The sequence below is a fragment of the Halolamina rubra genome (assembly GCF_000739555.1).
GTDB classification, from domain to species: Archaea; Halobacteriota; Halobacteria; order Halobacteriales; family Haloferacaceae; genus Halolamina; species Halolamina rubra.
In genome coordinates this window covers 90,906-102,797 of sequence record NZ_BBJN01000030.1, presented here as the reverse complement: position 1 = coordinate 102,797, position 11,892 = coordinate 90,906, and the positions used below count along the sequence as shown (strand labels likewise).

Genomic DNA, 11,892 nt, shown 5'->3' with positions numbered 1-11,892 from the left:
TGTGGTGGACCCCGCGGCTTGAGGGTGTCCATCGCGGGCGGGCTTACCGCATGAGGCGCTCGAACAGCGGGTCGACGTACTCCCACTTGGCGTCGATAACGAACGGGAGCGCGAACAGCACGAACACCGTGAGCCCGCTGGCGATGTCGCCGGAGAGCCCGAACGTCGTGGGGAGCACCGACCCGGCGAACGCCCCGGTGTGGGCGCCGGCGATCACGAACAGCAGTTGGCGGACTGAACGGCGGCGGCGGTCGCTGGCGGTCGACTCCATACGCGCCGTCGCCGGGGTGTCGTAAAAACGGATGCGGCTCGGGGCTCAGTAGCCCCGGTTGATCAGGTAGTCCGCCAGCTCCGCGAGCAGGTGGCTCGCCTCGTTGTCGGGGAGCACGTCGAGATGCTCCTTCGAGCGGGCGGTCAGCTCTTCGGCTTTCGAGCGGGCGTACTCGATGCTGCCCGCCTCCTCGAGCGTCGCCACGGCGTCGGCGACCTCCGCCTCGGTGAGCTCGTCGGCCGTCTCGGCGTCGACGAGGTTGTCCACGTCGACGCCCTGCTGGCGCGCGTGGAGCGTGATCAGCGTCTCCTTCTCGCCGACGAGGTCGGAGCCGCGCTGCTTCCCCAGCTCCTCGCTCGGCACCGTGAGGTCGAGCACGTCGTCCTGGATCTGGAAGGCGCGCCCGGAGTCGACCCCGTACTGCCGCAGCGCCTCGACGGTCTCGTCGTCGGCGCCGAGCAGGATGGCGGGGATGGCCGCGGAGGCGCCGTACAGCACCGCCGTCTTGAGCTCGACCATCCGGAGATACTCGTCGGGCAGCACGCCCGAGCGGTTCTCGAACTCCACGTCGAGCGCCTGCCCCTCGCAGATCTCCGTACAGGTCCGCGCGAGTCGGTTCGTGGCCGCGACGGAGAGTTCGGGCCGGCTCCCCGTGTCGGTCATGAACTCGAACGCCTTCGCGTACAGCGTGTCGCCGGCGAGGATCGCCGTCGACTCGTCGTACTCGCGGTGGACCGCCGGCACGCCGCGCCGGAGGTCGTCGTCGTCCATGATGTCGTCGTGGATCAGCGTGAACGACTGGATCACCTCGATGCTGACGGCGGCCCGCAGCAGGTCGACCTCGCCGTCGTACAGCGCGGGGAACTCGCGGTAGTCGGCGGCCCCTGGCTCCACGTCGGCGAGCGCCTCGCCGACCAGCAGACACACCGTCGGCCGGAGGCGCTTCCCGCCGGCGTCGAGGAGGTAGCGGGACGCCTCGTACAGCCGCTCGGGCTCCCGGATCGGGAGCTCCTCGGTGATCGCGTCGTTGACCCGCTCGCGGCGCTGTTCCACCGCGGCGAGCAGCCGTTCGACCGTCGCGTCCTCGTTCATCGTTACTCCGTCAGCTGGATGACGTTGCCGTTCCGGGAGAGGTGGACGTCCTCGCCCAGGTTGTACCCCTCCGTCTCGCAGAGGTCGACGTACTTCGCGAGGTTCTCCAGGTTCTGGTGGGCCGGGATCACGTTCTCGGGCTGGAGCGCCTCGAGCATCTGGTAGTGGCCCTCCTGGCTCAGGTGGCCGGAGACGTGGATGTCGTCGTAGATGTGCGCGCCCTGCATCCGGAGCAGCTGCTCGGACTGGTAGCGCTGGCCCTCGTTGGTCGGCTCCGGGATGACCCGGGCGCTGAAGATGACCTTGTCGCCGTCCTCGATGTCGTAGGGGGTCTCGCCGCGGCCCATCCGGGTGAGCATCGCGCGGGGCTCGCCCTGGTGGCCGGTGACGATCGGGAGGTAGTTCTCCTTCCCCTCCTTCATGATCCGCTTGAACGTGCGGTCGACGGACTTGCGGTGGCCGTACATCCCGAGGTCGTCCGGGAAGTCGACGAAGCCGAGGCGCTCGGCCGTGCCGGAGTACTTCTCCATCGAGCGACCGAGCAGCACCGGCTCGCGGCCGATCTCCTCGGCGAACTCGACGAGGCTCTTCACGCGGGCGATGTGGCTGGAGAAGGTGGTTGCGACGATGCCGCCGTCGTAGTCCTCCAGGCTCATCATCACGTCACGCAGGTGCTCGCGGGCGACGCGCTCGGAGGGCGTCCGGCCCTTCTTCGAGGCGTTGGTACAGTCCTCGATGTAGGCGAGCACGCCCTCGCCCTCGCGACCGATCTCGCGGAACCGATCCATGTCGATCGGGTCGCCGATGACGGGCGTGTGGTCCATGCGCTTGTCCAGCCCGTACACCACGGCGCCTTCCGGCGTGTGGAGGACCGGGTTGATCGCGTCGATGATGGAGTGGGTGACGTTGACGAACTCCATCTCGGTCTCGTCGCCGATCTGCATCGTCTCGCCGGCCTCCATCTTGATCAGGTCGTTGTCGACCTGGAACTTGGACTCGCTCTGGACCTGCTGTTTCACCAGTTCGATGGTGAACGGCGCGCCGACGACGGGCGCGTCGTAGCGGTGGGCCAGCTTCGAGATGGCGCCGATGTGGTCGAGGTGGCCGTGCGTGGGCACGATGGCCTGCACGTCGCCCTCGATCTCGGACATGACGCGATCGTCCGGGATCGCGCCCATGTCGATCAGGTCGAGGCTGTGCATCTGCTCGGTCTCGACGTTGTCGTGGATCAGGACCTTACTCAGGTTCAGGCCCATGTCGAAGATGACCACGTCCTGGCCCGCGCGGACCGCGGTACACTGTCTACCGACCTCTTCGTAGCCGCCGATTGTTGCGATTTCGACTTCCATGGTTGGATGCACTCAAAGCCACGTTCGTGGCGGTGTGCGTACTGAAACAGCCGCGAGTTCGGGGGTCGTGGACCCCGGCGTCTTACAGCGCGTCGGTCACCGATCCCCGCAACGCCGCGTCGGCGTTTACCCGCGGGATGTTCTTACCTGCCTTTCTGGGCCAGGGGGTAAAAATGGCGCGGGTCGACGGTCGGCGGTCGGCGGCGCGCCGTCGACGCCACCGCGTCGGCGCCGTCGACGCCGGCGAACCGTCCGATCGAGGCTTCAGACCCCGAACACCGAGCGCAGCAGGTCGCGCGACCCGGGGCCGAGGCCCACAGCGCTCACGGCGATCAACAGCAGCGTCGTGTACCGCGGCGTCTCCTCGACGAGCTCGGGCTCGAACACCCAGATCAGGAACGTCGCCGCCGCCATCTTCACCACGAGGAACGGCCACGCGGCGCCGAAGAAGTCGACGATGAACCGGTTGGCGGGGTGTTTCGGCGTCAGGTTGTACGGCACGCCCAGCGCCATCAGGTAGTCGAGCCCGATCACGTTCGCGGCGCCGTCGACGGCGTGGGCGACGAGCACCATCGCGCCGGCCAGCCCGGTGCCCTCGTTGATCTCGGGGGCGAACGCCTCGATCGCGTACCACGTCCCGGCGGCGGCGGCCGCGGAGAGCCCGACCATCGCGACCAGCACCAGCGGGTAGAACGTCACCCGGGACTCGGTCACCGCGAGCATCGAGAGGTACGCGATCGAGAGCAGGAACGCGACGCTCCCCATCGCCGCCAGCGGGCGCACGTAGTCGTCGACGATCCCACGGCGGGCGAGCCACAGGGCCAGGAGGATGCTGGCCAGCGCGATCACGAACACGGTGACGTAGATGATCGGGCTGATCAGCAGCGTGTTCAGCGGGTAGTCGAACCAGCTGTCGCCGATCGCGTTGTGGGCGTCCTCGACGGTCCGGAGCGCGCCGCCGAGCAGCATGAACGGCACCATCGCCCAGAACAGCCCGCGGTCCTCGCCGATGTCGAGGTAGTCGAGCAGCAGCACGACGCCGGTGATCGTGATCAGCAGCGAGACGATGTAACCGATCTCGCTGACGACCGTGTAGCCGGGCTCGGCGACGGGTTCGGCGGCCCCCTGGCACGCCGACGTGCTGTAGAGGTACTCGACCGTGCTCCCGGGCCGGACCGCACAGACCGCGTTGTGTGCGTCGGCCTGCACGGGCCCCCAGAAGTAGTGCCAGACGAAGCCGTCGTACACCGTCTCGGGGAACAGGATCGAGCCCCCGATCAGCGCCGCCAGGAGCGCGCCGACGACCGCGGCCCAGGCTCGCGCCGGGTTCTCGTCGACGCGCTCGCGGAGGGAGAACATACCTCAACAGCACACAGCGTGTGGCTTCAGGGTTGCGGTATCCCGGACCAGTAGCGTTACCCCGCGCGCCGCCGCCACCGTCCGTATGGTCACGCCGACACCGATGGTCGTCGCCGCCGGCGTCGCGCTCGCGATGCTGGTCGTCTACGTCGCCTACCGGAAGGGGAAAGCGGACGGGGTCGAGCAGGCCCAGCGGGCCGCCTCCCGGGAGGCCCACGAGGACGCGACCGACCGCGAGCCGCCAGTCGACGTGGGGGACCGCGTCACGCTCGGCATCAAGGAGTTCAACGCCCACCACTCGGGCGAGCGCGTCGCGGTCTGCAAGCAGGAGGGGTTCGTCGTGTTCGTCGACGGCGTCCCCGACGGCGCCGACGTGGGCGACGTGATCGACGCCGAGATCGTGGCGTTCGGCCGGGACCGCAACTCCGCGGAGGCGGAGTACGTCGCCGCTGACTCCGCGGCTGGCCCGTCAGATCGGCAGCCCGTCCGCCTCGTAGTCGGTGCCGAGCACCACCATCGTCTGCGATCGCGTGAACCCCTCGGTGTCGGCGATGTGGTCGAACATCAGGTCCCGGAGCGCCTCGGTGTCCTCGGCGTGCAGCCGCACCATCACGTCCCACTGCCCCGTGGTGAGGTGGACCTCCTGCACCTCGGGGAGGCCGGCGAGATGCGCGAGCGCCTCCTCCTCGCGCCCCTGTTCGGTCCGGAGGCCGACGAACGCGCTCACGCCGTACCCCACCGCCTTGGCGTCGACTTTCGCGTGGTACCCCTCGATGACGCCGGCCTCCTCCATGCGGTTCACCCGGTCGTGGACCGTCGCGCTGGACATGTCGATCCGGCGCGCCACCTCGCTGAAGGGGGTCCGGGCGTCCTCCTGCAGGATGCGGAGGATCTGCCGGTCCGTGTCGTCGAGTTCCATACCCCGAGGTGAGAGGGGTGGCCTCTTTGCGGTTGCGACTGTGCGGGCGTCGACGCCGCGAGGAGCTACTGATCGAGGTCGATCGCCCGAGCCGCCGCCAGCATCTCGTCGTGGAGCTCGCCGTTCGAGACGACCAGCCCGCGGGCGTCGTGACGCCAGGGCTCGCCGCGGAGGTCGGTCACCGTCCCGCCGGCCTGTCGCACGAGGTGGACCCCGGAGATCGTGTCCCAAGGCTCCGTCTGGACGTTGGTGATCACGCCCTCCACGGCGCCGGCGGCGACCATCGCCAGCGCGGCCTGGGCGCTGCCGGGGCGCCGGAGGTCGCCGAACCGGGAGACGATCGCCTCGCAGGCGCGGGCGTACTCGTCGCGGCGTTCGCGGGGCCACCAGACCGTCGGCACGACGGCGGCGCGCTCGGGGTCGTCGACCGACGAGACGGTGATCTCGCTGCCGTTCCGGTAGGCGGCCTCGTCGTCGGCGGTGTACACGTCGTCGAGCGCGGGCAGGACGTTACAGGCGGCGACTGGCTCGCCGTCGACGACGCAGCCGACGGCGGTGGCCCACGTCGTCAGCTCCCGGACGTAGCTGTTGGTGCCGTCGATGGGGTCGACGATCCACGCCGGTCCCGCCTCCGGCACCGCCTTCAGCGCCTCGTTCTCCTCGCCGACGATGGGCTCTTCGGGATGCTCCTCGCGGATGGTCTCTTCGACCTCCCGCTGGGCCGCGCGGTCGGCCTCCGTCACCACGTCCGTCTTGCCGTCTTTCGTCTCCACCGCGACGCCGGTGCGGAAGCACTCCGCGGCGACCTCGCCGCCCGCGACCGCGGCAGCCCGGGCCAACGCGGCGCGGCCGGTCGCTGCGTGTTCGTGCATGGTTCTCGGCATCCGGGAGCCAGCCCCAAGAACGCTCGGGTACGGATTGGTGGAGCGCGTCGACGCCGGCCGCGTGCTGTCGCGTTCTCGCGTTCGCCCGATACCGGGCGTCTGCGGGCGCCGGCAGCGAAAAGCCCGGGCGCTGGGACGCGGCGACAACCTTCAAGGCATCTCCGGGGGTACGATTACGTGTCTATGGACATCTCTGATATCGCCGTCAAGGAGTTCGTCGAGGTCGAGGCCGACACCCGCGTCGCGAAGGTTCGGTCGCTGTTCGACCGCGAGAACCCCAAGGGGATCGTCGTGATGGACGACGGCGACTGCATCGGCGTCATCCGCGAGAAGCAGCTGATCCAGTCCCACGTCGAGGACGACACCAAGGCCGGGGCGATCGTCCGCTCCTCACGCAGCGGCGGCAGCCCGCCGAACGTGCGACGCTACGACGACGTGCGCGAGGTCTGTCGGGTGCTCGTCGAGGGCGACGTGAAGATCGCGCCCGTCTACGAGGGCGACAACCTCTGGGGGGTCGTGACCGCCGACGACATCCTGCGGGCGGTGCACGAGAACCTCGCGGCGATCACGGTCGGCGACATCGCCTCCGAGTCCGTCGTCACCGTGACCGAGGACGACCACGTCGGGAAGGCGATCAACCGCCTGCGCGAGAACGGCATCTCCCGGCTCCCGGTCACCAACGACGTGGAGGAGCTCACCGGGATCATCACCACCAACGACATCGTCGACTTCGCGGTCCGCGACGAGGAGCGACAGGGCGAGGGCGACCGCCGGGGCGAGCTCGACCGGATGCTCGACATCCCCGCCTACGACCTGATGTCGAGCCCGGTCCAGACGATCACCAGCGGCGAGACCGTCGACGAGGCGGTGTCGATCATGTTCGAGAACGGCATCTCCGGGCTCGTCGTGACGGCGACGCCCGACGGCGCCGAGATCGAGGGCGTCATCACCAAGACCGACGTGCTGCGCGCGCTGACCCACACGGAGGAGGAGTCGATGGACGTGCAGATCACGAACGTCAACCTGCTGGACGTGCTCACGCGGGAGGACATCGTCGAGGACATCACCAGCGTCGCCGACAAGTTCCAGGAGATGAACGTGCTCCACGCCCACGTGCGCTTCACCCAGCACAAGGAGAAGCTCCGCGGCACGCCGCTGCTGCGGTGTCAGATCCGCCTGCGCACCACGCAGGGGCAGGTCGCCGGCTCCGGCGAGGGGTACGGCGCCGAGCACGCGTTCCACGTCGCGCTCGACCGCCTGGAGCGCAACGTGCTCGAACTGAAGGGCGTGAAAGCCGACGAGGAGTACCGCGGCCAGCTGCTGCGGAAGCTGAACGAGCTGTAAACCGACCTTTTGCCGCGGTCGGCGCCTTCGGCGCCTCCCTGGCAAAAGCTCGATCAAAAGCCTGCGAGCCTCCCTTCGGTCGGCTCTTGGCCTGCTCACTCGCTTCGCTCGTTCGCAGTACTACTCGTCCCAGCGGTGAATTCGCATGTCGCCGGCTCAGAACTCCTCGGTCGACCCGAGACCGGACTCGGTGATCTGGAACGTCGCCGATTCGCCGGTCGCTTTCGACCGGTGTTTCTCCAGCGCGGCCCGGCGGTTGCCGCCGCGGAACCGCTCCAGCCGGAGGACGACGCCGGTCCAGTGCTCCAGCGTGTTGCCGCCCAGCCCCCGGGTGCGGTCGGCGTCCGGGTCGCGGAACACCTGGTTGGTGACGACGACCGCCAGGTCGTGTTTCCGGGCCAGCGAGAGGAGGTGAGTGACCTGGCTGGCGACCTTCCGCAGCGACTCGCCGCCGGAATCGTCGCCGGCGCGCTCGAGCCGGTAGAACCCAGTCGCGGAGTCGAGCACGATCAGGTCCGCGGTGTCGGCGAGCTCCGCGGCGTCGCGGACGGCCTCGGCCTGCTCCTCGAAGTCGTGCGCTTCGGAGACGACGATGCGGGAGGCGACCTCCTCGAAGTCGGCGTCGCCGTCGGTCTTCCCGTCGACGAGCTGGCGGAACCGGTCGATCGACAGCCCCTCGGTGTCGATGTACAGCGCGCGGCCGCCGTCGACGGCGGCCTCGACCGCCGCCGCGAGCGCGAGGTTGGTCTTCCCCGCCGCGGGTTCGCCGTACACCTGCGTGACGGTGCCGCGCTCGAAGCCGCCGCCGAGCAGGTCGTCGATGGGTCCACAGCCGGTGGGGACTGGGTCGCTCATTGGCCGTGGCTTACGCGGGGTGGTACGAAAGCGCTCGGGAGTCGGGCCGACGGTGGCCGCCTCGCGCTCACTCCCGGACAGCTTCCTCCGCCCGTCTGACGACCTCCCGAACCGCCAGCCCCGTCTCCCGGGCGACCGAGAGCGCGTCGTCGTATTCCGCGCTCCGGTCGAACACTTCGCCGTCCTCGTCGCTCGCGACCTTCACCGACACCTCGTAGCGCTCGCCCTCGACCGTGATCTCGGCCGTCTCGAACTCGCGGTTCGCGACCCAGCGGTGGCCGGCGCCGTGCTCCCGCACGCCGAGGGTGCCGGTCTCCTCTGCCAGCCGCCGCGCGACGCGCTCGGCGTCGTTCGGGCGGCAGATCACCTTCACCAGGTGGCCGGGCCGGGACTTCTTCATCGTCGTCGGCACGACGGTCACGTCCCGCGCGCCGGCGTCGGCGAGCGTCTCCTGCAGGCTCCCCAGCACCTCCGGGGTGGCGTCGTCGAGGTTCGTCTCGAGGACGGAGATCCCCTCCCGGGTGAGGCCGCCGTCGGTCTCGCCGACCAGCGCGCGCACCACGTTCGGGTGCTGCTCGAACTCCTTCGCGCCGGCGCCGTAGCCCGAGGCGTCGACGCGCAGTTCGGGCAGGCTGTCGACGCCCTCGGCGACGGCGGCGAGGATCGCCGCGCCCGTGGGGGTGAGCAGTTCGGTCTCGATCGGCCCGCCGCGCAGCGACCAGTCCGCGCGCTCGGCGATCTCGACGACCGCGGGCGAGGGGACGGGGTAGGTGCCGTGGGAGAACGTCACCTCGCCGCCGCCCGCGCGGAGGGGCGTGGTGACGACGCGCTCGACGCCCTGGCTCCGGAGGTCGTCGAGCAGGAGCATACAGCCCACCACGTCGGCGATGGCGTCGTCGGTGCCGACCTCGTGGAAGCCGGTCTCCTCGAGCTCCATGCCGTGGACCGACGCCTCGGCCTCGCCGAGGATGCGGAACGCCTCCAGCGCGTCCGCCTCGACGGCGTCGGGGAGCTCCATCGACTCGACGAGTTCGACGACTTCGGCGTACGTTCGGGTGTGGCCGTGGCCCTCGGCGTCGTCGTGATCGTGAGAGTGCTCATCGCCGTGGCTGTGCCCCTCCTCGCCGTGGCTGTGGTCGTGCCCGGCGTCGCCGTGGGAGTGGCTGTGGTCGTGGGAGTGGTCGTGCGAGTGAGCCCGATCACCGTCGCGATCGTGGGACGCGTCGTCGGCGGCCTCGTGAACCACGCGGACCCGGGTCGCGCGGACGGCATTGCGCATCACCCGTTCGGTCTCGAACCGAACCGGGAGCGACTGTTCGACCCGATCGAGCGCCGAGGCGTCGGCGCCCGCCGCGAGCAGGGCGCCGAGCAGCATGTCGCCGGCGGCGCCGGTCCGGCCGTCGAACGCGAGCGTCTGCATACCGGCGCTGGGGCGCCGGCGGAGAAAGAGGCGACGGTTCGGTAGCCGGTTCGGTGCAGGGAACTCCACCCTAACGCCACACTTATGCGCGGACACCCCTTGGGTACACGTAACTCACTCCGGGTCACTCATGAACGAAGTTCAACTGGAAGTCGCGAAAGCGTACCCGAACGACTCGGGCCGTGGCATCGCTCGGCTCGACCCCGACACCCTGCTCCACCTCAAGCTCTCCCCCGGGGACATCATCGAGATCGAGGGCGCCGAGACCACCGCCGCGAAGGTCTGGCGCGCCGACCGACAGGACTGGAACACCGACACCGTGCGCATCGACGGGTTCACGCGGCAGAACGCCGACGTGAGCATCGGCGAGCGCGTCACCATCCGGAAGGCCGAGGCCGAGACCGCCGAGAAGCTCACCCTCGCGCCGCCGGAGGAGGCCTCCGTGCAGTTCGGCTCCGAGGCCGCCGGGATGGTGAAGCGGCAGATCCTGAAGCGCCCGGTGGTCGAGCGCGACATCGTCCCCGTGATGTCGAGCACGAACCACCCGTTCATGCGCTCGCCCGGGCAGGCGATCCCGCTGATCGCCGTCGACACCGAGCCCGACGGCGTCTGCCTCATCACCGAGGAGACCGAGGTCGAGCTCCGGGAGGAGCCGATCTCCGGGTTCGACAAGACCGGCGGCGGGATCACCTACGAGGACATCGGCGGCCTCGAGGACGAGATCCAACGCGTTCGGGAGATGGTCGAACTGCCGATGAAACACCCCCAGATCTTCAAGAAGCTCGGCATCGAGCCGCCCCAGGGGGTGTTGCTCCACGGCCCGCCCGGCACCGGGAAGACGCTGCTCGCGAAAGCCGTCGCCAACGAGACCTCCGCGAGCTTCTTCTCCATCGCGGGCCCGGAGATCATCTCGAAGTACTACGGCGAGTCCGAACAGCAGCTCAGAGAGATCTTCGAGGACGCCAAAGACGAGAGCCCCGCGATCGTGTTCATCGACGAGCTCGACTCGATCGCGCCCAAGCGCGAGGACGTGACCGGCGAGGTCGAGCGCCGCGTCGTCGCCCAGCTGCTGACGATGATGGACGGGCTCGACTCCCGCGGCCAGGTGATCGTCATCGGTGCCACCAACCGCGTCGACAGCGTCGACCCCGCGCTCCGTCGCCCCGGCCGCTTCGACCGCGAGATCGAGATCGGCGTCCCCGACGAGACCGGCCGGAAGGAGATCCTGCAGATCCACAGCCGCGGGATGCCGCTGTCGGACGACATCGACCTCGACCACCTCGCGGCCGAGACCCACGGCTTCGTCGGCGCCGACATCGAGAGCCTCAGCAAGGAGGCCGCGATGAAGGCGCTGCGGCGCTACCTCCCCGAGATCGACCTCGACGAGGAGGAGGTGCCGCCGAGCCTGATCGACCGCATGATCGTCAAGCGGGAGGATTTCCGCGGCGCGCTCAACGAGGTCGAACCCAGCGCGATGCGGGAGGTGCTGGTCGAACTCCCGAAGATCACGTGGGACGACGTGGGCGGGCTCACCGACCCCAAACAGCAGGTGCAGGAGGCCGTCGAGTGGCCGCTCTCCACCCCCGAGAAGTTCGAGCGCATGGGCGTCGAGGCGCCGAAGGGCGTGCTGCTGTACGGCCCGCCCGGCACCGGGAAGACGCTGATGGCGAAAGCCGTCGCCAACGAGACCAACGCCAACTTCATCTCGGTCCGCGGCCCCCAGCTCCTCTCGAAGTGGGTCGGCGAGTCCGAGAAAGCGATCCGGCAGACGTTCCGGAAGGCCCGGCAGGTCTCGCCGACGATCATCTTCTTCGACGAGCTCGACTCGCTCGCGCCCAGCCGGGGCGAGCAGGCGGGCACGAACGTCTCCGAGCGCGTCGTCAACCAGCTCCTGACCGAGCTCGACGGGCTGGAGGAGATGGGCGAGGTGATGGTGATCGGCGCCACGAACCGCCCGGACATGATCGACCCGGCGCTGATCCGCTCGGGGCGGTTCGACCGCCTCGTGATGGTCGGCGCGCCCGACCAGGCCGGCCGCGAACAGATCCTCGACATCCACACCGAGCACACGCCGCTCGCGCCCGACGTGAGTCTGCGTGAGGTCGCCGAGATCACCGACGGCTACGTCGGCTCGGATCTGGAGTCGATCTGTCGGGAGGCCGCCATCGAGGCGCTCCGGGAGAGCGGCGACGCCGACGAGGTGGAGATGCGCCACTTCCGGCAGGCGATCGAGGCCGTCCGGCCGACGATCACCGACGACCTGATGAGCTACTACGAGAACGTCGAGGAGGAGTTCCGCGGCAGCTCCAGCGCGAACGTCGATCGGGGCAACCGCCTCGGCTTCCAGTAAGCGCAAACGGCCCTTTTCGTTTACACAACGACCTTTAGCCGCCGGTCCG

The 11,892-nt window shown here is 69.4% G+C and carries 10 protein-coding genes; 2 read left to right on the top strand and 8 right to left on the bottom strand.

The genetic code is table 11. From position 1 onward, the window contains the following. Positions 1–43 precede the first annotated feature (43 nt). The 6 genes from ACP95_RS08770 to ACP95_RS08745 all read right to left on the bottom strand — a co-directional run bounded on the left by ACP95_RS08770 (position 44) and on the right by ACP95_RS08745 (position 5,862). The gene (locus tag ACP95_RS08770) at positions 44–271 is read right to left on the bottom strand and encodes a hypothetical protein (RefSeq protein ID WP_049980838.1); all 228 of its coding nucleotides are present in this window, start codon (positions 269–271) and stop codon (positions 44–46) included. A gap of 45 nt (positions 272–316) precedes the next feature. Continuing rightward, the gene (gene idsA3, locus ACP95_RS08765; protein WP_049980837.1) at positions 317–1,363 is read right to left on the bottom strand and encodes a geranylfarnesyl diphosphate synthase; all 1,047 of its coding nucleotides are present in this window, start codon (positions 1,361–1,363) and stop codon (positions 317–319) included. A gap of 2 nt (positions 1,364–1,365) precedes the next feature. Further along, a complete protein-coding gene (locus tag ACP95_RS08760; protein ID WP_049980836.1) occupies positions 1,366–2,712 on the bottom strand; it encodes a ribonuclease J in 1,347 nt (448 codons plus the stop codon). A 264-nt stretch (positions 2,713–2,976) separates the two neighbouring features. Further along, entirely contained in the window at positions 2,977–4,071 is a 1,095-nt protein-coding gene (locus tag ACP95_RS08755) for a DUF63 family protein (RefSeq protein WP_049980835.1), read from the bottom strand. A 469-nt stretch (positions 4,072–4,540) separates the two neighbouring features. Beyond that, a complete protein-coding gene (locus ACP95_RS08750) occupies positions 4,541–4,990 on the bottom strand; it encodes an Lrp/AsnC family transcriptional regulator (RefSeq protein WP_049980834.1) in 450 nt (149 codons plus the stop codon). Between the two features lie 65 nt (positions 4,991–5,055). After that, positions 5,056–5,862 (bottom strand): inositol monophosphatase family protein, encoded by an 807-nt coding sequence (locus ACP95_RS08745; protein ID WP_049980833.1) that lies wholly within the window; start codon positions 5,860–5,862, stop codon positions 5,056–5,058. A 195-nt stretch (positions 5,863–6,057) separates the two neighbouring features. Here ACP95_RS08745 and ACP95_RS08740 point away from each other — a divergent pair, with 195 nt between their 5' ends. Continuing rightward, positions 6,058–7,218 carry a CBS domain-containing protein gene (locus ACP95_RS08740; protein ID WP_049980832.1) on the top strand — a complete coding sequence of 387 codons (1,161 nt, stop codon included), beginning with the start codon at positions 6,058–6,060 and terminating at the stop codon, positions 7,216–7,218. Between the two features lie 156 nt (positions 7,219–7,374). Here ACP95_RS08740 and radB read toward each other — a convergent pair whose 3' ends face one another. Together radB and larC are read right to left on the bottom strand one after the other, a co-directional pair. Beyond that, positions 7,375–8,073: a DNA repair and recombination protein RadB gene (radB, locus tag ACP95_RS08735; RefSeq protein ID WP_049980831.1), complete on the bottom strand. Its 699-nt coding sequence runs from the start codon at positions 8,071–8,073 to the stop codon at positions 7,375–7,377. A gap of 67 nt (positions 8,074–8,140) precedes the next feature. Further along, positions 8,141–9,493 (bottom strand): nickel pincer cofactor biosynthesis protein LarC, encoded by a 1,353-nt coding sequence (gene larC / locus ACP95_RS08730; protein WP_049980830.1) that lies wholly within the window; start codon positions 9,491–9,493, stop codon positions 8,141–8,143. Positions 9,494–9,623: 130 nt separating this feature from the next. On the opposite strand from larC, the gene ACP95_RS08725 reads away from it, so the two are divergent. Then, entirely contained in the window at positions 9,624–11,843 is a 2,220-nt protein-coding gene (locus ACP95_RS08725) for a CDC48 family AAA ATPase (protein WP_049980829.1), read from the top strand. Positions 11,844–11,892 lie beyond the last annotated feature (49 nt).

What these genes read in the sequence shown, in the direction of transcription:
- ACP95_RS08740 (WP_049980832.1), top strand. Translation starts at nt 6,058, where the DNA reads ATGGACATCTCTGATATCGCCGTCAAGGAGTTCGTCGAGGTCGAGGCC.
- idsA3 (WP_049980837.1), bottom strand. Translation starts at nt 1,363, where the DNA reads ATGAACGAGGACGCGACGGTCGAACGGCTGCTCGCCGCGGTGGAACAG.
- ACP95_RS08725 (WP_049980829.1), top strand. Translation starts at nt 9,624, where the DNA reads ATGAACGAAGTTCAACTGGAAGTCGCGAAAGCGTACCCGAACGACTCG.
- ACP95_RS08755 (WP_049980835.1), bottom strand. Translation starts at nt 4,071, where the DNA reads ATGTTCTCCCTCCGCGAGCGCGTCGACGAGAACCCGGCGCGAGCCTGG.
- ACP95_RS08750 (WP_049980834.1), bottom strand. Translation starts at nt 4,990, where the DNA reads ATGGAACTCGACGACACGGACCGGCAGATCCTCCGCATCCTGCAGGAG.
- ACP95_RS08770 (WP_049980838.1), bottom strand. Translation starts at nt 271, where the DNA reads ATGGAGTCGACCGCCAGCGACCGCCGCCGCCGTTCAGTCCGCCAACTG.
- ACP95_RS08760 (WP_049980836.1), bottom strand. Translation starts at nt 2,712, where the DNA reads ATGGAAGTCGAAATCGCAACAATCGGCGGCTACGAAGAGGTCGGTAGA.
- radB (WP_049980831.1), bottom strand. Translation starts at nt 8,073, where the DNA reads ATGAGCGACCCAGTCCCCACCGGCTGTGGACCCATCGACGACCTGCTC.
- ACP95_RS08745 (WP_049980833.1), bottom strand. Translation starts at nt 5,862, where the DNA reads ATGCACGAACACGCAGCGACCGGCCGCGCCGCGTTGGCCCGGGCTGCC.
- larC (WP_049980830.1), bottom strand. Translation starts at nt 9,493, where the DNA reads ATGCAGACGCTCGCGTTCGACGGCCGGACCGGCGCCGCCGGCGACATG.